This is a genomic window from Agromyces aurantiacus, assembly GCF_016907355.1.
Taxonomy (GTDB): domain Bacteria; phylum Actinomycetota; class Actinomycetes; order Actinomycetales; family Microbacteriaceae; genus Agromyces; species Agromyces aurantiacus.
The window spans coordinates 2524488-2544667 of the sequence record NZ_JAFBBW010000001.1; the positions used below are offsets into that span (position 1 = coordinate 2524488).

Here is a 20180-nt window from a genome sequence, read left to right on the forward strand (position 1 = left end):
GGTCAGAGCCCTTCGTCGGGGAGGATGGTGCGTCCGGGAGCGGAGCCCGACGCCCGTTCGGCGTCGATGGCATGTTGCAGAATGATAACGGCTGCGGCTTGGTCGATGATGGGACGCTGCTTCCGACTCGACTTCCCCGCCGCTCGGAGCGCCTGCTGGGCGCTGACCGTCGACATCCGCTCGTCGACCAGCCGGACCGGCAGCCCGCGGGCGGCCAGTCGCGCCGCCACGTCGACGGCGTCGGCGGTCGACGCCGTCGGCTGGCCCGACAGCGACAGCGGATGACCCACGACGAGCTCGATCGCCGCGTGCTCGCCCGCCAGCTCGAGGATCCGTCGAACGTCGGCATCCTCGCCCTCGGGGCTGCGCGGCACGGTCTCGACCGGCACGGCGAGGATCGCGGACGGGTCGCAGCGCGCGACGCCGATCCGCGCGCGACCGACGTCGATGCCCAGCCGCGCACCGGGGCGCACGGTCAGCGCCCGATCGACGCGCGCGCGGCCGTGAGCGCCGCCGGGATCGCGGACAGGTCGTTCCCGCCGCCCTGCGCGAGGTCGGGCTTGCCTCCGCCCCCACCGCCGAGGGCCGCCGCCATCGCCTTCGCGACCGCGCCGGCGTTCGCACCGGCGTCGCGCGCCGCCGGCGAGGTCGCCGCGATCGCGAGGGGCTTTCCGCCGACCTCTCCGACGAGCGCGACGACCGACGCCGCATCGCCGAGCCGGCCGCGCACCGCCGTCGCGAGCGAGCGCAGCTCGTCGCCGGAACCGAGGCGGCCGACCGACTCGAGCACCACGAGCAGGTCGCCGACGCGTTCCGCCTTCGCAGCGAGATCGGGCACGCGATCGGTGAGCGCCTTGGCCTCGTAGGCCTGGATCTTCTTCTCGGCCGCCTTGAGGCTCGCGACGAGCTCGCCGACGCGATCGACGAGCGACTCCGGCCGGGTCTTCAGCGTCGAGGTGAGCTCCTGGACGAGCGCGCGCTCGGCGGCGAAGCGCCGGAACGCGTCCTGTCCGACGAGGGACTCGACACGGCGGTTGGAGGCGCCGACCGAGGACTCGCCGATGATGTTGATCATGCCGACCTCGGCGCTGCGGGTCACGTGCGTTCCCGCGCAGAGCTCGCGCGACCACGGGCCGCCGATGTCGACGACTCGCACGACATCGCCGTACTTCTCGCCGAACAGCGCCATCGCCCCGAGCGCCTTGGCCTCGTCGATGGGCATCTCTCGCGTGACGACCTCGAGGTTCTCGCGCACGGCGCCGTTCGCGATCTCCTCGATCTCGCTCCGCGTCTCGGCCGAGAGCGCCTGGTTCCATCCGTAGTCGAGGCGGAGGTAGCCCGCCTTGTTGAACGAGCCGGACTGGTGCGCCTGCGGGCCCAGCACTTGTCGCAGGGCCGCGTGGACGAGGTGCGTGCCCGAGTGGGCCTGGGTCGCGCCGCGCCGGTAGTCCTCGTCGACGAGCGTGGTCGCGGGCACGCCGACGCCCACCTCGCCCGCGGTGACGCGGACGGTGTGGCTGATCAGGCCCTTCACCGGCTTCTGCACGTCGAGCACCTCGAGCTCGAAGCCGTCGCCGACGATGCGACCCTGGTCGGGCGCCTGCCCACCGGACTCGGCGTACAGCGAGGTCTCCGCGAGGATCACCTCGGCGGTCTGGCCCGCCGTGGCCGCGAGCGCCGGCCGGCCGTCCACGAGGATGCCCAGGACGGTGGAATCGGTCGTCAGGTCGGTGTAGCCCGTGAAGACGGTCTCGCCCTTCGCGCGGAACTCGCTGTACACCGACAGGTCGGCCAGCACCTTCTTCTTCGACTTCGCGTCGGCCTTCGCGCGCGAGCGCTGGTCGGCCATGAGGGTGTCGAAGGCGGGACGGTCGACCGCGAGCCCGGCCTCCTCGGCCATCTCGAGCGTGAGCTCGATCGGGAATCCGTACGTGTCGTGCAGCAGGAAGGCCGTGTCGCCCGCGAGCCGGTCGGAGCCGGACTCCTTGGTCTTGGCCACCGCGGTGTCGAGGATCGACGTACCCGCGGTGAGCGTGCGCAGGAACGTCGCCTCCTCGCCGACCGCGAGGCGCTCGATCTGCGCGTAGTTCGTCGCGACCTCGGGGTAGGCGGCCTTCATCGCGTCGCGCGAGGCGGCGAAGAGCTCGTGGAACGTGGGGCCCTCGACGCCGAGCAGGCGCATGGCCCGGATGCTGCGGCGCAGCAGGCGACGCAGGATGTAGCCGCGGCCCTCGTTCGACGGCGTTACGCCGTCGCTCATGAGCATGAGCGACGAGCGGATGTGGTCGGCGATGACGCGCATGCGCACGTCGTCCTCGTGGTCGGCGCCGTACCGGCGGCCGGAGAGCTCGGCGGCCCGGTCGAGCACCGGGCGCACCTGGTCGATCTCGTACATGTTGTCGACGCCCTGCTTGATGAAGGCGACGCGCTCGAGTCCCATGCCGGTGTCGATGTTCTTCTTCGGAAGTTCGCGCACGATCGTGAAGTCGGTCTTCGACTTCACGTCGGCGATGAGGTACTGCATGAACACGAGGTTCCAGATCTCGACGTAGCGGTCGTCGTCGGTCGCCGGCCCGCCGTCGATGCCATACGCAGGCCCGCGGTCGAAGAAGATCTCGGAGCAGGGGCCCGCAGGCCCGGGCTGGCCAGTGTGCCAGTAATTCGTGTCCTTGCCGAGGCCCTGGATGCGCTCGTCGGGCAGGCCCGCGACGCGCCGCCAGATCTCGCGCGCCTCGTCGTCGTCCTCGTAGACGGTGACCCAGAGGTCCTTCGGGTCGAAGCCGTACCCGCCATCCGCCTCGGGCGTGGTGAGCAGGTCCCACGCGAACGAGATGGCGCCCTCCTTGAAGTAGTCGCCGAAGGAGAAGTTGCCGTTCATCTGGAAGAACGTGCCGTGGCGGGGGGTCTTCCCGACCTCTTCGATGTCGTTCGTGCGGATGCACTTCTGCACGCTCGTGGCGCGGTCGTACGGCGCCGGCACCACCCCGGTCAGGTAGGGCACGAACGGCACCATGCCGGCCACCGTGAACAGCAGCGACGGGTCGTCGGACACGAGCGAGGCCGACGGCACGACCGTGTGGCCGCGCGCGGCGAAGAAGTCCAGCCAGCGCTGGCGGATCTCGGCAGTCTGCATGGTTCCGTTCTGGTTCCTGGGGAAGGTGGAGCGCCCCGCGGATGCGGGCGTCGACGGGGGTGCGGGCTAGCGGCCTTCGACGGGCTGCGCCTCGGCGGCACGGAGCTCGGCCTCGCGGGCGCTGTACCCCTCGGCGACGGCACGGCCGAAGGCGCGCGCCTTCGCGTCGAGGCCGGCGAAGAACTCGCGGCCCTGCGCGGTGCGGTTGACCTGGTGCGCGACGGCGAAGCCCGTCGCGACGCCGACGGCGAACCACAGGATGCTCTTCACGTGTCACTCCTCGATGGGGTCGGGGCCCGGCGGCGTGCGGATGCGCACGCGTCCTCCCAGTCTAGGGCGTGGAGCGCACCGCGCGCCGGGACGACGAACGGGGCCGCGGCGAACCGCGACCCCGTTCGTGCAGCCGTGCGACTAGCGCGCGGCGTAGTACTCGACGACGAGCTGCACGTCACAGGTGACGGGCACCTCGGCGCGCTTCGGGCGACGCACGAGCGTGGCCTGCAGCTTGTCGAGCTCGACCTCGAGGTAGCCCGGGGTCTTCGGGAGCACGTCGACGTGACCGCCGGCCGCGGCGACCTGGAAGGGCTCGGTGCCCTCGGAGCGCTGCTTGACGCCGATGACCTGGCCCGGCTTCACGCGGAACGAGGGGCGGTCGACGATCTTGCCGTCGACGGTGATGTGGCGGTGCACGACGAACTGGCGGGCCTGCGAGATCGTGCGGGCGAAGCCGGCGCGGAGCACGAGCGCGTCGAGGCGCATCTCGAGCAGCTCGACCAGGTTCTCACCGGTCAGGCCGTCGGTGCGGCGGGCCTCGTTGAATGCGATGCGCAGCTGCTTCTCGCGGATGCCGTACTGCGCGCGGAGGCGCTGCTTCTCGCGGAGGCGGACGGCGTAGTCGGAGTCCTGCTTGCGCTTGGTGCGGCCGTGCTCGCCGGGGGCGTACGGGCGCTTCTCCATGTACTTGGCGGCCTTCGGGGTGAGGGCGACGCCGAGCGCACGCGAGAGGCGGGTCTTGCTTCGGGACTGGCTGGTCACGATGTCCTTTCGGAGGATTCTCGAACGGTGTGGTTCCGGGCGCGCGAGGCGCCGGAAAGACTTGTCAGAGGGGTTCGCCACGGGAGGACCGGCTACAGGTCGCACCCCTTCGCCGTGGAATCCGCGCAGCCGCACGCGAGAACCTGGCTTCAGGCCAGCGACGATCCTATCACGGCGGGTCGGTCAGCGCTCGCCGCGCACGATGCGTCGCAGCTTGGCGAGCCGCGCCGAGACGTCGCGCTCGTTGCCGTGCTCGGTGGGCGAGTAGTAGACGGCACCGCGCAGCGGGTCGGGCAGGTACTGCTGCGGCACGACGCCGATGGGGTCGTCGTGCGGGTAGGCGTACCCCTTGCCGTGCCCGAGCCGCTTGGCCCCGGGGTAGTGCGCGTCGCGGAGGTGCTTGGGCACGCGACCCGCCTTGCCCGCCCGCACGTCGGCGATCGCCCGGTCGATGCCGAGGTAGGCCGCGTTGGACTTGGGTGCCGTCGCGAGGTGCACGACCGCCTGCGCGAGCGGGATGCGCCCTTCGGGCATGCCGATGTACTGGACCGCGTCAGCGGCGGCGACCGCGACGCCGAGCGCGGTCGGATCGGCCATGCCGATGTCCTCCGACGCGAGCACGATGATGCGGCGCGCGATGAAGCGCGGATCCTCCCCCGCCTCGATCATGCGCGCGAGGTAGTGCAGCGCCGCATCGACGTCGCTGCCCCGGACCGACTTGATGAACGCCGAGATGACGTCGTAGTGCTCGTCGCCGTCGCGGTCGTAGCGCAGCAGCGCGCGATCGACCGCACGTGCCACGACCTCGACCGTGATGAGCGGTCGGACGTCTCCGGGAGTCGCCTCCCCGCCCTCTGCACCGTCGCCGCCCTCCGCCTCCTCGGCGGAACCGGCCCCCTGGGCGGCTTCACTGAGCGCCGAGACGGATGCCGCCTCGAGCGCGGTCAGCGCCCGTCGCGCGTCGCCCGAGGCGAGCCGGACGATCGCGGCCCGGGCCTCGGGCGCGAGCTCGACCCTGCCGCCGAGCCCGCGCGGGTCCTCCACCGCGCGGTCGACGAGCATGGCGAGGTCGTCGTCGTCGAGCGTCTCGAGCGTGAGCAGCAGCGAGCGCGAGAGCAGTGGCGAGATGACCGAGAACGACGGGTTCTCGGTGGTCGCGGCCACGAGGATCACCCAGCCGTTCTCGACGCCGGGCAGGAGCGCATCCTGCTGCGCCTTGGTGAAGCGGTGGATCTCGTCGAGGAAGAGCACCGTCGACACCCCGTAGAGGTCGCGATTGGCGCGCGCCTCCTCCATCACCTGCCGGACGTCGCGGACGCCCGCGGTGACGGCGGAGAGCTCGACGAACTTGCGGCCCGACGACCGGGCGATGGCCTGCGCCAGCGTGGTCTTGCCGGTGCCCGGCGGCCCCCAGAGGATGACGGAGACCGCGCCGGACTCGCCCGTGCGGTCGGCCGCGAGGGCGACGAGCGGCGAGCCGGGCGTGAGGAGGTGCGACTGCCCGGCGACCTCGTCGAGGCTCCGCGGGCGCATGCGCACCGCGAGGGGGGTCGCGCCGGAACGCAGCCCCGGAGCCGAATCCACCATGCGAACCAGCGTAGCCGCGGCATCCGACACCGCCGTCCCGACCGGGACCGGGATTGGCACGCCGGGCACGCCGGGCCGTAGAGTCCTCGGCAGGATCCCCCCGAAGGAGCAGCGTGGCAGCGAACGACCGTCAGGCGCGCGAGGAGCGTGCGCGCCTCCGCACCTACCAGGCCCGCCAGGAGGTGCACCGCCGCTCGGTGCGCCGTCGGAAGCGCGACGACGTGATCGCGGGCATCGCCCTCGTCGTCGTGCTGGCGCTCGCGACGGGAGCGCAACTGCTCTACTTCAGCGCCGGACCGGGGGCCCCCGAGGCCGCCACGCCCACCCCGACGCCGACCGCCACGCCCGTGCCGGTGCCGTCGGCCGACCTCGCCGAGGACCGCACGTGGGTCGGCGCGCTGACCCTGAACGACACCGCCCTCTCGATCGAGCTCGACGGTGCCGCTGCGCCGCAGGCCGTCTCGAGCACCATCAGCCTCGTGCAGTCGGGCTTCTACGACGGCCTCACCTGCCATCGCCTCACGACCGAGGGCATCTTCGTGCTCCAGTGCGGCGACCCGAACGGCGACGGGTCGGGCGGCCCGGGCTACAGCTACGGCCCGATCGAGAACGCCCCCGAGGACGGCGTCTACCCCGCCGGCACCATCGCGATGGCCCGCCAGTCCGGCAACGCCGAGAGCCAGGGCAGCCAGTTCTTCATCGTCTACGAGGACACCACGCTGCCCGCCGACGCGGCCGGCGGGTACACCGTCATCGGCCGCGTGACCTCCGGCCTCGACGAGCTCCGTGCGGACATCACCGACTACGGCACCGCCGACGGCTCCACCGACGGCGCCCCCGTGCGCCCGGTGAGCATCACGGACTTCGCGGTCGAGTAGCGGCCGCGAACGGGTCCCGCCACCGCCGGCACGCGGTCCCCTCACGGGGCGGACGCGCTTCCGAGGGTGCAATAGGCTTGATGCCGTCATCCGCCGCGCACGCGGCATCCGACGAACGACAGGGTGAATCAGTGACCGATTCAGCACAGCAACCGTGGGGCCGCGTCGACGAGACGGGCACCGTCTTCGTGCGGACCAGCGAGGGCGAGCGCGAGGTCGGGCAGTACCCCGATGCCACGCCCGAGGAGGCGCTGGCGTACTTCGAGCGCAAGTACGCCGACCTCGCCGGCGCGGTCGGGCTGCTCGAGCAGCGGGTGCGTCGCGGTGCTCCGGCGGCGGATGTCGCGAAGGCCGTGGCCACGCTCCAGGAGAGCGTCGCCAACGCCCACGCGGTCGGCGACCTCGAGTCGCTCACGCGCCGCCTCGACGCCCTGTCGGGCACCACCCAGGAGCTCACGGCGCAGCAGCAGGCCGAGGCGAAGGCCGCGCTGCAGGAGGCGATCGCCGAGCGCACGCGCATCGTCGAGCAGGCCGAAGCCCTCGCCGCGCAGGACCCGGCCAAGACGCAGTGGAAGCAGACCAGCGCCGAGCTCGATGCGCTCTTCGCGCAGTGGCAGCAGCACCAGCAGAACGGTCCGCGCCTGCCGAAGGGCGAGGGCAACGAGCTCTGGAAGCGGTTCCGCACCGCCCGGTCGACCATCGAGGCGCACCGCAAGGCCTTCTTCGCCGAGCTCGACGCCGCCCACCGCGACGTGCGTCAGCGCAAGCAGCGGCTCATCGAACGCGCCGAGGCGCTCGCACCCCGGGGCGCCGACGGCGTCGCGGAGTACCGGTCGCTCCTCGACGAGTGGAAGCTGGCGGGCCGCGCCGGCAAGAAGGTCGACGACGCGCTGTGGGCGAAGTTCAAGGCCGCCGGCGACGTGCTCTTCCAAGCGAAGGCCGAGGTCGACGCGAAGGACGACGAGGAGTACCGCGCGAACCTCACCGAGAAGCTCGCGCTCCTCGACGAGGCCGAGAAGCTGCTGGCCTCGAAGGACGCCCGAGCCGCGCGCAGCGCACTGAACGGCATCCAGCGCCGCTGGGACGAGGTCGGCCGCGTGCCGCGCGACCAGGTCCGTCCGGTCGAGGACCGGCTGCGCAAGGTGGAGAACCACGTGCGTGCCCTCGAGGACGAGCGCTGGGAGCGCGAGGACCCCGAGAAGAAGGCGCGGTCCGAGGGCATGCTCGGCCAGCTGCAGGAGGCGATCGCGAAGCTCGAGTCCGAGCTCGCGGACGCCGAGGCGGCGGGCGATGCGAAGGCGGCGGCCTCGGCGCGCGAGGCGCTCGACGCGCGGCGTGCGTGGCTGAAGGCCGTGGGCGGCTGACGACCGGCGAGTCCCACTCCCCCGCGTCGCACGCCGGCTGCGGAGGTTCTCCACAGGTTCCGGCGGCCGCGGGTCCCTCCTGCGCCGGATGGCGGAGCATGGGCGCATGGCCAGGCTTCCCGCGGTGCTCGGCACCGACGACCTCCCCCTCGCCGAGCTCTGCGCGGCACGCCTCGACGGCGAACTCGTGCGCATCGGCACCGGATGGTGCCCGGTCGACGAGCCCGACCTGCCCGCGCTGCGCGCCGCAGCGGTGGCCTCGCGCCTGCCGCCGCCGCTGATCGTCGAGCGTCGATCGGCGGCGTGGGTGCACGGGGGCCTGCCCGCCCCGCCCGCCGTCGCGCAGTTCTGCGTGCCGCACGAGTCGCGGGTCGCCGCGCGCAACGATCCGTCGAGCACGGTGCGCGAGGTGACGATCACTGCGGCCGAGGTGGTCGAGCTCGGCCGGATCCGGTGCACGAGCCTCGACCGCACCGTCTTCGACCTCGCGCGCGACACGTCCGAGGACGACGCGGGCGCCATCGCCGTCGTGCGGGCGCTGCTGGCCGTCGACCCGACATCGGCAGGTCGCGTCCGCGCGCGGATCGGATCGGCGCGACGGTTGCCGCACCGGGCGGTGGCGCAGCGGCGCCTCGACACCGCCGCCGGGCCGGTCGATCAGCCGTCGCTGACGCGGTAGACGTCGTAGACGGCGTCGATGCGCCGCACGGCGTTCAGGACCCGGTCCAGGTGCGTGGTGTCGCCCATCTCGAAGACGAACCGGCTGAGTGCCAACCGGTCGGTTCCGGTCGAGACGTTGGCCGAGAGGATGTTCACGTGGTGCTCGGAGAGCACGCGCGTGACATCCGAGAGCAGGCCGGCGCGGTCCAGCGCTTCGATCTGGATCTGGACGAGGAACACGCTCTTCGAGCTCGGCGCCCACTCGACGTCGATCATGCGCTCGGGCTCGCGCAGGAGCGACTGCACGTTGTGGCACGAGGACTGGTGCACCGACACGCCGGAGCCGCGCGTGATGAAGCCCACGATCTCGTCGCCGGGCACCGGCGTGCAGCAGCGTGCGAGCTTGACCAGGATGTCGGGCGCCCCACGCACCAGCACCCCCGAGTCGCTGTGGCGCGGGAGCGGACGGGTCCGAACCGGGATCGGCAGGTCGGGCTCATCGACATCGTCGACGTCGCGGACGAGCGCGACGACCTTCTCGATGACCGACTGCGTCGAGACGTGCCCCTCGCCGACGGCGGCATACAGCGACGACACGTCGTCGTAGCGCAACTGCGCCGCGACCTCGGCGAAGGACTCCTGGCTCATCAGCTTCTGGAGTGGGAGGTTCTGCTTTCGCATCGCCCGCGCGATCGCGTCGCGGCCGTGCTCGATGGCCTCGTCGCGGCGCTCCTTCGTGAACCACTGCCGGATCTTGCTGCGCGCCCGCGGGCTCTTGACGAAGTTCAGCCAGTCCTTGCTCGGGCCGGAGTCGGGGTTCTTCGACGTGAAGACCTCGACGACGTCGCCGCTGTTCAGGGTGCTCTCGAGCGGCACGAGCCGGCCGTTGACCTTCGCGCCCATCGTGCGGTGACCGACCTCGGTGTGCACCGCGTAGGCGAAGTCGACCGGCGTCGCACCGGCGGGCAGCCCGATCACGCGGCCCTTCGGGGTGAAGACGTAGACCTCCTTCGCGCCGATCTCGAAGCGCAGCGAGTCGAGGAACTCGCCCGGATCGGCGGTCTCGGCCTGCCAGTCGGAGATGTGCGCGAGCCACGCCATGTCGGCCTCGTCGCGCGGAGGCGTCGCCTCGGCACGCCCGCCCGCCATCCGCTCCTTGTACTTCCAGTGGGCCGCGACGCCGTACTCGGCGCGCTGGTGCATGTCGTGCGTGCGGATCTGGATCTCGACGGGTCGGCCCTTCGGGCCGATCACGGTCGTGTGCAACGACTGGTAGAGGTTGAACTTCGGCGTCGCGATGTAGTCCTTGAACCGGCCGGGAAGGGGCGTCCAGCGCGCGTGGATCGACCCCAGCACCGCGTAGCAGTCGCGGACGGAGTTGACGAGCACGCGGATGCCGACCAGGTCGTAGATGTCGTCGAAGTCGCGGCCGCGCACGATCATCTTCTGGTAGATCGAGTAGTACTGCTTCGGCCGCCCGACCACTTTGCCGCGGATGCGCGCCGCCTTGAGGTCGTCGGAGACCATGTCGATGACCGACTGCACGTACTCCTCGCGCTGCGGCGTGCGCTGCTTCACGAGGCTCTCGATCTCGGCGTAGAGCTTGGGGTAGAGCACGGCGAACGAGAGGTCCTCGAGCTCCCACTTGATGGTCTGGATGCCCAGTCGATGCGCCAGCGGGGCGTAGATCTCGAGCGTCTCGGTCGCCTTGCGGGCGGCGGACTCGGCGGGCACGAAGCCCCACGTGCGCGCGTTGTGCAGCCGATCGGCGAGCTTGATGATCAGCACGCGGATGTCCTTGGACATCGCGACGATCATCTTGCGGACGGTCTCGGCCTGCGTGGAGTCGCCGTACTTGACCTTGTCGAGCTTGGTGACGCCGTCGACGAGCATCGCGATCTCGTCGCCGAAGTCGGCCCGGAGCTGGTCGAGCGTGTAGGCGGTGTCCTCGACGGTGTCGTGCAGCAGCGCCGCCGCGACGGCCTTGGAGCCGATGCCGAGGTCGGCGAGGATCTGCGCGACCGCGATCGGGTGGGTGATGTACGGCTCGCCGCTGCGGCGCTTCTGGCCCTCATGCGCCCGTTCGGCGACGGTGTACGCGCGCTCGATGACGGAGAGGTCGGCCTTGGGATGGTGCATGCGCACCGTGCGCATGACCGTGTCGACCGCGCCGGTCGGCAGCGCCTTCGAGAAGATCCGGGGCACCAGACGGCGCAGCGACGCCGTCGAGTTGACTCCGGTCTCCGTCATCGCCGCACCTCCAGACCTCAATTATCACCGCTCCCGAGACGGGCGCGCGCCACCGAGGCGGAGGCGAGCGGGCTCAGGCGACCGGAACGGCCTCGACGTCGGAGCCTGCGGCGCCACCGGCGCGTGCACGCTCCTTCAGCACCTTCTGGTCGTGGCGCTTGATGTCGGGCTCGCCCTCGCGCAGCTGCGAGTAGAGCGGCGCGGCGATGAACACCGTCGACCAGGTGCCGACGATGATGCCGATGAGCAGCGCGAGCGAGATGTCGCGCAGCGTGTCGGCGCCGAGCACGCCCGCACCGATGAACAGGATCGCGGCGACGGGCAGCGCGGCCACCACGCTCGTGTTGATCGATCGCACGAGGGTCTGGTTCACCGCGAGGTTCACGGACTCCGCGAAGGTGCGCCGCGACTCCTTGCCGTCCTCGGCGGTGTTCTCGCGGATCTTGTCGAAGACCACGACGGTGTCGTACAGCGAGTAGCTGAGGATCGTCAGGACGCCGATGGTCGCTGCGGGGCTGATCTCGAAGCCCACGGCGGCGTAGATGCCGACGGTCGCGATGAGATCGCCCATGAGCGCGAGGATGGCCGCGAGCGACATCTTCCACGTGCGGAAGTAGAGCGCCATGATGATGCCCGCGAGCAGCACGAAGGCGACGAGGCCGATGACGGCCTGCCTGGTGACGTCAGCGCCCCAGCTCGGTCCGATGAACGAGGACGTGACCTCGGACTCGGGCACGTCGTACGCCTCCGCGAGGGCCGTCGTGATGGCCCGCGACTCGGACTGCTCGAGCTGCTCGGTCTGCACCCGGACGCCGTCGCCGCCCACGATCGTGACGTGCGAGACCGCGCCCGGCACGACCGAGGCGACCGCGTCGCTGGCCGGCTGGGTGGTCGCGTTCTCGACGCCCGCGATCTGGAACTGAGACCCGCCGCGGAACTCGATGCTGAAGTTCACGCCGCGTGCGATCGGGATCGCGATGGCGAGGATGATGAGCACGCCGGCGATGGCGTACCACTTCTTGCGTCCGCCGACGAAGTTGAACGAGCGCTTGCCCGTGTAGAGGTCGTTGCCGAACTGGGTCAGCCGGTTGGCCATCAGGACTCCTTGCCTTCGCCGGCGCCGACGGTGGCGTCGACCTGCGCTGCCTTGCGCTCCGCGATGGTCTGGCGCTTCTGCGCCTCGCGCGAGCTCGATGCGGCCTTCTTCGCCGGGACGGCGACGGGCTTGCGGAACTCGGCGCGACCGCGGTAGACCGCACCCAGTGCCTGCGGGTCGAGGCCCGACCAGGGGTGCCCGCTCGAGAAGAACCGCGTCTGCGCGAGCAGCTGCAGCATCGGATGCGTGAACAGGATCACGACGATGACGTCGATGATCGTCGTGAGGCCGAGCGTGTAGGCGAAGCCCTTGACGCTGCCGACCGCGAGGATGAACAGCACGATCGCCGCGAGCAGGTTGACGCCCTTCGAGGCGAGGATCGTCCGGAAGGCGCGCTTCCATCCGGCCTCGACGGCGCCGACGAGCGGACGGCCGTCGCGCAGTTCGTCGCGGACGCGCTCGAAGTAGACGATGAACGAGTCGGCCGTGAAGCCGATCGCGACGATGAGGCCCGCGATGCCCGCGAGCGAGAGGCGGTAGCCCTCGCGCCACGACAGGATCGTGATCATCAGGTAGGTGATGAGCGCGGCGATCACGAGCGAGGCGATCGTGACGCTGCCGAGCGCCCGGTACTGGAACAGCGTGTAGATGACGACCAGGATGAGGCCGATGAGGCCGGCGATCAGGCCGGACTGCAGCTGCGAGGTTCCGAGCGTGGCCGAGATCGTGTCGGAGGACTGCACTTCGAAGCTGATCGGGAGCGCGCCGAACTTGAGCTGGTCGGCGAGGGCCTTCGAGCTCTCCTGCGTGAAGCTTCCGGTCACCTGCGGGCGCCCGTCGGTGATCACGCCGTTCATCTGCGGTGCCGAGAGCACCGCACCGTCGAGCACGAACGCGAATTGGTCGCGGGGCGTCTGGCCGTTCAACGCGAAGAGGCGCTGGCTGACCTTCGCGAACTCCTCGGTGCCGCGCTCGTTGAACACGATGTTGACGGCCCACTGGCCGGTCGATGCGCCGGACTGCGTCTGGACCTGGCCGTTCGTGGCGTCGACGATGTCCTCGCCGCTCACCTCGACCGGGCCGAGCAGGTACTTGATCTGGCGATTCGTGTCGCAGGTCACGAGCGGCTGGTCGGAGGGGGCGACGTTCGTCTGGCCCGCGTCGAGGCTCGCGCAGTCGAAGTTGTCGAACTGGTCCTGCAGGGCGGGGGTCACCCAGTTGGGGTCGCTCGCGTCGGTCGGTTCGATCGAGGGCGTGGCCTGGAGCTCCTCCTGGGCCCCGTCGGTCGGCTCGGGGCTCGCGCTCGGGTCGATCGACTGGTTGGTCGCCGCGTCGGCGAGGAGCACCGGGCGGAGCTCGAGCTTGGCCGACGACTCGATGCGGTCGCGGGTCTGCTCGTCCAGCTCGCCCGGGATGCGGACGACGACGTTGGAACCCTCGGTGTTGATCTCGGCCTCGGCGACGCCCGAGGCGTCGACGCGCTGGCGGATGATCGACACGGCCTGGTCGAGCTGCTCCTGCGACACGCTCTCGTTGTCGGCGAGCTGCGGCGCGAGGATGATCTGCGTGCCGCCCTCGAGGTCGAGCGCGAGCTTCGGCGTCCAGGAGCCGCCGCCCCAGATCACGCCGGCGGCGTTGATGCCGAACAGCGCGACGATGATGACGCCGAGCCAGGTGAGCGAACGCACGGCCTTGCGGACGGGCGTGGGTCGCGAGGACCGCTTGGTTGGTGCAGCCACGAATTCTGCTTTCTCTGCAGGAGCCCGCGCGTCATCGCGTGGGCCGAGCGTTGGGTCGTTCGCCTAGTCGTCCGACTTCTTGACGTCGGGCGTCTCGTCGCCGGGCGCCTCGTCGACGCGCTCGCCGAACTCGGGCTCGCCCTCGACCACGGCGGTCGACGCCGCGGTCTCGTCGGCCGCGTCGACGACGCGCGCGATGGTCTGGCGGTGGACGGTCAGCACCGTGCCCGGGCCCGCCTTGAGCTCGACCCGGTTCTCCTCCTCGTCGATCGCGAGGATGGTGCCGAACAGCCCGAAGTTGGTCATGACCTTCGCGCCCGGGACGATCTTCGACTGCAGGTCGCGCATGTCCGCCTGGCGCTTGCGCGAGTTGCGGAACATGAAGAAGATCAGCACCGCCAGGACGGCGAGCATGATGATGGTGAACGGGTCGAAGACCATGGGGTGGGTACCTTCCGGGGTGCGCCGCTGCGCACGATCAAGGGCGGGGCGGCCGAGGCCTCCAAGGATTATAGGTCATCGATCGGAAGCGTCGCCGGGCTCTCCCCACCCTCGCGGACGAGCCCGAAGTGGCGCCATGCGGCGGGGGTCGCCACACGGCCGCGCGGCGTCCGCGTGATGAGCCCGATGCGCACCAGGAACGGCTCGACGACCGCCTCGATCGTCTCGGCCTCCTCGCCGACCGAGACGGCCAGCGTGTTCAGCCCCACCGGTCCGCCGCCGAATCGGGTGAGGATGGTCAGCATGACCGCCCGGTCGAGCCGATCCAGCCCGAGCGGATCGACGTCGTAGAGCTCGAGCGCCGCGCGCACCGACTCGACGTCGGCGCGACCCGAGCCCGAGGCGTGCACGAGGGCGTAGTCGCGCACGCGGCGCAGCAGTCGGTTCGCGATGCGCGGCGTGCCCCGGCAGCGCCCGGCGATCTCGGCGACGGCCTCGCGGTCGATCGCGAGGCCGAGCATCGCGGCGGCCCGCGAGAGCACCTGCTCGAGCTCGGACTCGTCGTAGAACTCCAGGTGCGCGGTGAAGCCGAAGCGGTCGCGGAGCGGATTGGGCAGGAGCCCCGCGCGCGTGGTGGCGCCCACGAGCGTGAACGGTGCGAGGTCGAGCGGGACCGAGGTCGCACCGGCCCCCTTGCCCACCATGATGTCGATGCGGAAATCCTCCATGGCGAGGTAGAGCATCTCCTCCGCGGAGCGGGCCATGCGGTGGATCTCGTCGATGAAGAGCACCTCGCCTGGCACGAGCGACGACAGGATCGCGGCGAGGTCGCCTGCATGCTGGATGGCCGGCCCGCTCGACATGCGCAGCGGCCGGCCGCCCTCGTGCGCGACGATCATCGCGAGCGTGGTCTTGCCGAGGCCGGGCGGGCCGGCGAGCAGGATGTGGTCGGGCGTGCGCTGCTGCAGCGCTGCCGCCGACAGCAGCAGCTGGAGCTGGCCGCGGACGCGCGTCTGCCCGACGAACTCCTCGAGGCTGCGGGGTCGCAGTGCGCCCTCGAAGGCGAGCTCGGCCTCGGAGGCGAGCACGGGGTCGGTGAGGTCGAGATCGGCGTCGCTCATCGCGCCCTCGTGGGCTGCTGGGCGGGACCGAGTCGCGCGAGCGTGAGGCGCAGCAGGGTGGGCACCGAGGTCGCGGCGGCGGGGTCGACCGACTCGAGCGTCTCGCTGAGCGCCTCGCCCGCGAGCTTCTCGGACCACCCGAGGCCCGTGAGCGCGGCGAGCACGTCGTCGGCGACGCCCCCGGCGGCGACCGGCGCCCCGGAGGAGGCGGGGGGCGGCGCCACGAGCTTGCCGGCGAGCGAGACGGTGATCAGCTTCGCGGTCTTGGGACCGATGCCGCTCACCCGCCGGAACGCCGCATCGTCGTCGGCGTCGATCGCGCGCGCGACGTCGGCGGGCGACATCGCGGAGAGCACGCCGAGCGCCGATTTCGGGCCCACCCCGGTGACGCCGATGAGCAGTTCGAACACGTCGAGCTCGTCGCGCGTGGCGAAGCCGAACAGCGTCAGCGAGTCCTCGCGGACGATGAGCGAGGTGTGCACGAAGACCTCCTGGCCCTCTCGGCTCGCGAGCACCAGGGCCGGGGTCGCGTTGACCAGGTAGCCCACGCCGCCGACCTCGACGACCAGCGAGCCGCCGGATGCCACGGACACCCGGCCACGGAGGGAGGAGATCACTCCTTCACCCTACGGGCAGCCCCCGACACCGTTGCGGCACGCTCCGCGGCGAGCCACGCGCGCTGCGCCGGGGTGAGCGACGCGGCGGCCGCACGCTCGCGCGGGCTCGCGGCGGCGTCGGCGATCGCCGCGCCCGCGACCCCGCCGGTGCGCCACGCGTGGCAGATCGCGAGGGCGAGGGCGTCCGCGGCATCCGCCGGCTTCGGGACGGCCTCGAGCCCGAGGATGCGGGCGACCATGGCGCCCACCTGCTTCTTGTCGGCACGGCCGTAGCCGGTGATCGCCGCCTTGACCTCGCTCGGCGTGTGCAGGGCGACCGGCAGCGCGCGGCGCTCGGCGATGAGCATCGCGACGCCCGAGATCTGCGCCGTGCCCATGATCGTCGACACGTCGCTGCGCGCGAAGACGCGCTCGAGCGCGACCGCGTTCGGCCGGTGCTCCTCCACGATCGCCTCGAGGCCGTCGGCGATGCGCGCGAGCCGACCCGGCGTCGCGAGCTCCGCGGGCGAGCGCAGCACGACCACGTCGACGAGGGTCGCGGTCCGGTCGGGCGCGACGTCGACGACGCCCACGCCGCAGCGGGTCAGCCCGGGGTCGATGCCGAGCACCCGCACCGCGGCTACTCCGACTCGTTCTCGAGCTCGGCCTGCACCTCGGGCGTGAGGTCGAAGTTGCTGTAGACGTTCTGCACGTCGTCGCTGTCCTCGAGCGCGTCGATCAGGCGGAAGACCTTCTTCGCGGTCTCGGCGTCGATCTCGACCTTGAGGTTCGGCACGAACTCGATGTCGGCCGACTCGTAGTCGAAGCCGGCCTCCTGCAGCGCCTTGCGCACCTCGACCATGTCGGAGGGGTCGGTGACGACCTCGAAGCCCTGCGCGTGCGGCTCGATCTCCTCCGCGCCGGCCTCGAGGGCGGCCATCATGACGTCGTCCTCGGTCGTGCCCTCGCCGCTCACGACGATGACGCCCTTGCGAGTGAAGTTGTAGGCGACCGAGCCGGGGTCGGCGAGCGTGCCGCCGTTCCGGCTGAGCCCGGTGCGGACCTCTGCGGCGGCGCGGTTCTTGTTGTCGGTCAGCACCTCGATCATGAGGGCGACGCCGTTGGGGCCGTACGCCTCGTACGTGATGTTCTGGTACTCGACCGCCTCGCCGCCGATGCCGGCACCGCGCTTGATCGCGCGGTCGATGTTGTCGTTCGGGACCGAGGTCTTCTTGGCCTTCTGCACGGCGTCGTACAGGGTCGGGTTGCCGCCCAGGTCGGCGCCCCCGAGCTTGGCCGCGACCTCGATGTTCTTGATGAGCTTGGCGAACGACTTCGCGCGGCGCGCGTCGATGACGGCCTTCTTGTGCTTGGTCGTCGCCCACTTGGAATGCCCGGACATGCGTCTCCCGTGATGGTGGTCGGTACCCCGACATTCTAGGCCAGCGCGTGCGGCGGGCCGCCGCGCGGTCCCGGCGGGCCGCCGCGGGCCGGATGCCGCGGGCCGGCGCCTCAGGCGAGGAGCTTCTCGAGCGTGCGGAGGTTCCGGTTCGTGGTGGTGGTCTTGAAGACGGGCTTGGCGAGCACCTTGGCGAACGGCGTGTCGACCGTGGTGCCCTTGACGGGGTTCCAGTAGGCGACGCCGTCGCCGCGCTCGATCGGGTCGACCCGCGGGTCGGGCTCGCCGATGGCCTTGAGCAGGGCATCGATCGCGGCGGGTTCTGAGGCGAAGACGACGTAGGGCTGACGTCCGCCGTCGTGGGCGTCGAAGGGGAAGGCCTCGACCACGGCACGCAGCCGCTCGGCGGTCAGCAGCACGATCCACGCCTCGTACCCGAATCGCTCGGAGAGGGCGCGCTCGATCTCGCGCTTCAGCCGCGCGGCGGCGCTCGTGCCGGTCTCGAAGGCGACGTTGCCGCTCGCGAGCACCGTGCGCACGGCCGAGAACCCGAGCCCCTCGAACACCTCGCGCAGCTCGGCGGACCTGATCGTGACGCCGCCCACGTTGACCCCGCGCAGCAGGGCGATCCACTCGGTCATGCCGCGAGCCTACGGCGAGGGTCCGTCACGCGGCGGGCGCGCCGGGGAACCGCACGCCGACCGCTCGCGCCTCGAGCGCGGCCAGCGCGCGGATCGCGTCGGGCTCGCCGCGGCGCCAGGCTCCGACCGCGTCGGGTTCGGCGGCGAACACGGCGGCCGGATCGCGCACGGTCAGGGCGCGCAGCGCGAGCAGGTCCGCGCCGCCGGGGCGTTCGAGCGCCGCTGCCGTCCGCCCGGCGCGCAGCGCGCGCACCAGACGCGGCACGACCCAGGCGAGCAGCACCGCCGCGACCGGCAGTGCCGCGACGCCGACCGCGGCGAGGAGCGCGATCCAGCCCACGGCGTCCTGCTGCCCGCGGCCCACCGACTCGAGGGTCGCCCCCGCGGCGCTGGCCCCGTCGAAGGGTTGGGCGATCCCCGGCCCGATCAGCGGGACGTCTCCCAGGGCGGTCCCGATGTCGGTCATGCTGCCGCGGAATCCGGTGCCCGCCGCCTCGAGCTGCCGGCCGAGGTCGCCGAAGCCCGTCACGAATCGGTGGACGGCCACGGCGGCCCACACCGAGAGGACAACCACGGCCAGCGCGATGACGTCGCCGACGATCTGCCCGGCGCGGCGTCCATCGAAATCCGAGTACGGCTTCATGCCCCAACTCTGGCGTGGGGCGCGGCTCCGGCGCTACGCGGCCGAGGAGGGCGATGCCGACGCGGCGCCGGCAGCGGCCGCCCGCACCTTCCCGAGGAAGTACTCGTGGAAGCGCCGGTCGCCCTGGATCTCGGGGTGGAAGCTCGTGCCGACGAGGTTGCCCTGCTCGACCGCGACCACGCGCCCGTCCGGGAGGGAGGCGAGCGGAGTCGCCTTCTCCCCCACCGACTCGACGACCGGTCCGCGGATGAAGACCGCGTGCACGGGCTCGTCGCCGAGCGCGGGCACGTCGAGGTCGGTCTCGAACGACTGGTTCTGCGAGCCGAACGCGTTGCGGCGCACGACCACGTCGAGCCCGCCGAGGTTCTGCTGTCCGGCGATCGTGTCGAGCAGCGTGTCGGCGATCATGATGAGGCCGGCGCACGTGCCGTACACCGGAAGGCCCTCGGCGATGCGTCGCTTCAGCGGCTCGGCGACGCCGAACGCGCGCGACAGCTTGTCCATCACCGTGGACTCGCCGCCGGGGATCACGAGGCCGTCGATGCCCTCGACGTCCTCGGGGCGCCGGACGAGCACGACGCGCGCGCCGAGCTCCGCCAGCACGCGCGCGTGCTCGCGGAAGTCGCCCTGCAGGGCGAGCACGCCGACCGTGGGGCCCGCGGCATCCGCAGGCCCCATCGACTCGTCGCGGAGAGTCACCATCCGCGCTCGGCGAGGCGGTGCGGCGCGGCGAGGTCGGCGACGTTGATGCCGACCATGGCCTCGCCCAGGCCGCGCGAGACCTCGGCGATGACCTTGGGGTCGTCGTAGAAGGTGGTGGCCTTCACGATCGCGGCGGCGCGCTGCTCGGGGTTGCCCGACTTGAAGATGCCCGAGCCCACGAACACGCCGTCGGCGCCGAGCTGCATCATCATGGCCGCGTCGGCCGGGGTGGCGACGCCGCCCGCGGTGAAGAGCACGACCGGCAGCTTGCCGGTCTCGGCGACCTCGAGCACGAGGTCGTAGGGAGCCTGCAGCTCCTTGGCGGCGACGTAGAGCTCGTCGCGCGTCATCGACTTCAGCTGGTTGATCTCGGCGGTGATCTTGCGGATGTGCTTGGTCGCCTCGGAGACGTCGCCCGTGCCGGCCTCGCCCTTCGAGCGGATCATCGCGGCACCCTCGTTGATGCGGCGGAGCGCCTCGCCCAGGTTGGTCGCGCCGCAGACGAAGGGCGTCGTGAACGCCCACTTGTCGATGTGGTTGACGTAGTCGGCCGGCGAGAGCACCTCGGACTCGTCGATGTAGTCGACCTCGAGCGCCTGGAGCACCTGCGCCTCGACGAAGTGGCCGATGCGGGCCTTCGCCATGACGGGGATCGAGACCTCGGCGATGATCGCCTCGATGAGGTCGGGGTCGCTCATGCGGGCGACGCCGCCCTGGGCGCGGATGTCGGCGGGAACGCGCTCGAGTGCCATCACGGCGACGGCGCCGGCATCCTCGGCGATGCGCGCCTGCTCGGGCGTGACGACGTCCATGATGACGCCGCCCTTCAGCATCTCGGCGAGGCCGCGCTTCACGCGGTTGGAGCCGGTCTCGGCAGTGCTCATCACGGGGTCCC

20 protein-coding genes are annotated in these 20180 nt (G+C 71.5%); 3 read left to right on the forward strand and 17 right to left on the reverse strand.

What is annotated here, in order from left to right; genetic code table 11:
* Window positions 1–2: 2 nt before the first annotated feature.
* The 5 genes from ruvX to JOD46_RS11975 form a co-directional block, all read right to left on the reverse strand.
* Window positions 3–473 (reverse strand): Holliday junction resolvase RuvX, encoded by a 471-nt coding sequence (ruvX, locus tag JOD46_RS11955; RefSeq protein WP_204394664.1) that lies wholly within the window; start codon window positions 471–473, stop codon window positions 3–5.
* A 2-nt stretch (window positions 474–475) separates the two neighbouring features.
* Window positions 476–3133: an alanine--tRNA ligase gene (gene alaS, locus JOD46_RS11960; protein WP_204394666.1), complete on the reverse strand. Its 2658-nt coding sequence runs from the start codon at window positions 3131–3133 to the stop codon at window positions 476–478.
* 66 nt (window positions 3134–3199) lie between these two features.
* The gene (locus JOD46_RS11965; protein ID WP_204394674.1) at window positions 3200–3403 is read right to left on the reverse strand and encodes a hypothetical protein; all 204 of its coding nucleotides are present in this window, start codon (window positions 3401–3403) and stop codon (window positions 3200–3202) included.
* Window positions 3404–3544: 141 nt separating this feature from the next.
* Window positions 3545–4168: a 30S ribosomal protein S4 gene (rpsD, locus tag JOD46_RS11970; protein ID WP_372432537.1), complete on the reverse strand. Its 624-nt coding sequence runs from the start codon at window positions 4166–4168 to the stop codon at window positions 3545–3547.
* Window positions 4169–4351: 183 nt separating this feature from the next.
* The gene (locus JOD46_RS11975; RefSeq protein WP_204394676.1) at window positions 4352–5755 is read right to left on the reverse strand and encodes a replication-associated recombination protein A; all 1404 of its coding nucleotides are present in this window, start codon (window positions 5753–5755) and stop codon (window positions 4352–4354) included.
* 113 nt (window positions 5756–5868) lie between these two features.
* Between JOD46_RS11975 and JOD46_RS11980 the strand changes: the two genes are divergently transcribed.
* The 3 genes from JOD46_RS11980 (at window position 5869) to JOD46_RS11990 (ending at window position 8676) form a co-directional block, all read left to right on the forward strand.
* Complete coding sequence (locus JOD46_RS11980; protein ID WP_204394678.1) at window positions 5869–6633, forward strand: peptidylprolyl isomerase; 765 nt, start codon at window positions 5869–5871, stop codon at window positions 6631–6633.
* A 131-nt stretch (window positions 6634–6764) separates the two neighbouring features.
* Window positions 6765–7997: a DUF349 domain-containing protein gene (locus JOD46_RS11985; RefSeq protein ID WP_307835022.1), complete on the forward strand. Its 1233-nt coding sequence runs from the start codon at window positions 6765–6767 to the stop codon at window positions 7995–7997.
* Between the two features lie 106 nt (window positions 7998–8103).
* A complete protein-coding gene (locus JOD46_RS11990) occupies window positions 8104–8676 on the forward strand; it encodes a hypothetical protein (protein WP_204394682.1) in 573 nt (190 codons plus the stop codon).
* Here the strand turns inward: JOD46_RS11990 and JOD46_RS11995 are convergent.
* The 12 genes from JOD46_RS11995 to pdxS form a co-directional block, all read right to left on the reverse strand.
* Window positions 8655–10907, reverse strand: a complete 2253-nt coding sequence (locus tag JOD46_RS11995) for a RelA/SpoT family protein (protein ID WP_204394684.1) — start codon at window positions 10905–10907, stop codon at window positions 8655–8657. The two genes, JOD46_RS11990 and JOD46_RS11995, sit on opposite strands and share 22 nt — an antisense overlap.
* 73 nt (window positions 10908–10980) lie before the next feature.
* Window positions 10981–12003 carry a protein translocase subunit SecF gene (secF, locus tag JOD46_RS12000; protein WP_204394686.1) on the reverse strand — a complete coding sequence of 341 codons (1023 nt, stop codon included), beginning with the start codon at window positions 12001–12003 and terminating at the stop codon, window positions 10981–10983.
* Window positions 12003–13742 carry a protein translocase subunit SecD gene (gene secD, locus JOD46_RS12005; protein ID WP_204394695.1) on the reverse strand — a complete coding sequence of 580 codons (1740 nt, stop codon included), beginning with the start codon at window positions 13740–13742 and terminating at the stop codon, window positions 12003–12005. The genes secF and secD overlap by 1 nt, the downstream gene beginning before the upstream one ends.
* Before the next feature lie 63 nt (window positions 13743–13805).
* Entirely contained in the window at window positions 13806–14183 is a 378-nt protein-coding gene (gene yajC, locus JOD46_RS12010; RefSeq protein WP_204394708.1) for a preprotein translocase subunit YajC, read from the reverse strand.
* Window positions 14184–14251: 68 nt separating this feature from the next.
* On the reverse strand, window positions 14252–15304 hold the full coding sequence (gene ruvB, locus JOD46_RS12015; RefSeq protein ID WP_204394716.1) for a Holliday junction branch migration DNA helicase RuvB: 1053 nt from the start codon (window positions 15302–15304) through the stop codon (window positions 14252–14254).
* A complete protein-coding gene (gene ruvA / locus JOD46_RS12020) occupies window positions 15301–15921 on the reverse strand; it encodes a Holliday junction branch migration protein RuvA (protein ID WP_204394718.1) in 621 nt (206 codons plus the stop codon). Before ruvA ends, ruvB begins: the two co-directional genes overlap by 4 nt.
* Window positions 15918–16535 carry a crossover junction endodeoxyribonuclease RuvC gene (gene ruvC / locus JOD46_RS12025; RefSeq protein WP_204394720.1) on the reverse strand — a complete coding sequence of 206 codons (618 nt, stop codon included), beginning with the start codon at window positions 16533–16535 and terminating at the stop codon, window positions 15918–15920. Before ruvC ends, ruvA begins: the two co-directional genes overlap by 4 nt.
* 5 nt (window positions 16536–16540) lie before the next feature.
* A complete protein-coding gene (locus JOD46_RS12030; RefSeq protein ID WP_204394722.1) occupies window positions 16541–17302 on the reverse strand; it encodes a YebC/PmpR family DNA-binding transcriptional regulator in 762 nt (253 codons plus the stop codon).
* A 110-nt stretch (window positions 17303–17412) separates the two neighbouring features.
* A complete protein-coding gene (locus JOD46_RS12035; RefSeq protein ID WP_204394724.1) occupies window positions 17413–17940 on the reverse strand; it encodes a DUF1697 domain-containing protein in 528 nt (175 codons plus the stop codon).
* A gap of 25 nt (window positions 17941–17965) precedes the next feature.
* A complete protein-coding gene (locus JOD46_RS12040) occupies window positions 17966–18583 on the reverse strand; it encodes a hypothetical protein (RefSeq protein WP_204394726.1) in 618 nt (205 codons plus the stop codon).
* Window positions 18584–18616: 33 nt separating this feature from the next.
* Window positions 18617–19285 (reverse strand): pyridoxal 5'-phosphate synthase glutaminase subunit PdxT, encoded by a 669-nt coding sequence (gene pdxT, locus JOD46_RS12045; RefSeq protein WP_239562742.1) that lies wholly within the window; start codon window positions 19283–19285, stop codon window positions 18617–18619.
* Entirely contained in the window at window positions 19279–20169 is an 891-nt protein-coding gene (pdxS, locus tag JOD46_RS12050; protein ID WP_204394734.1) for a pyridoxal 5'-phosphate synthase lyase subunit PdxS, read from the reverse strand. Before pdxS ends, pdxT begins: the two co-directional genes overlap by 7 nt.
* Window positions 20170–20180: the final 11 nt, after the last annotated feature.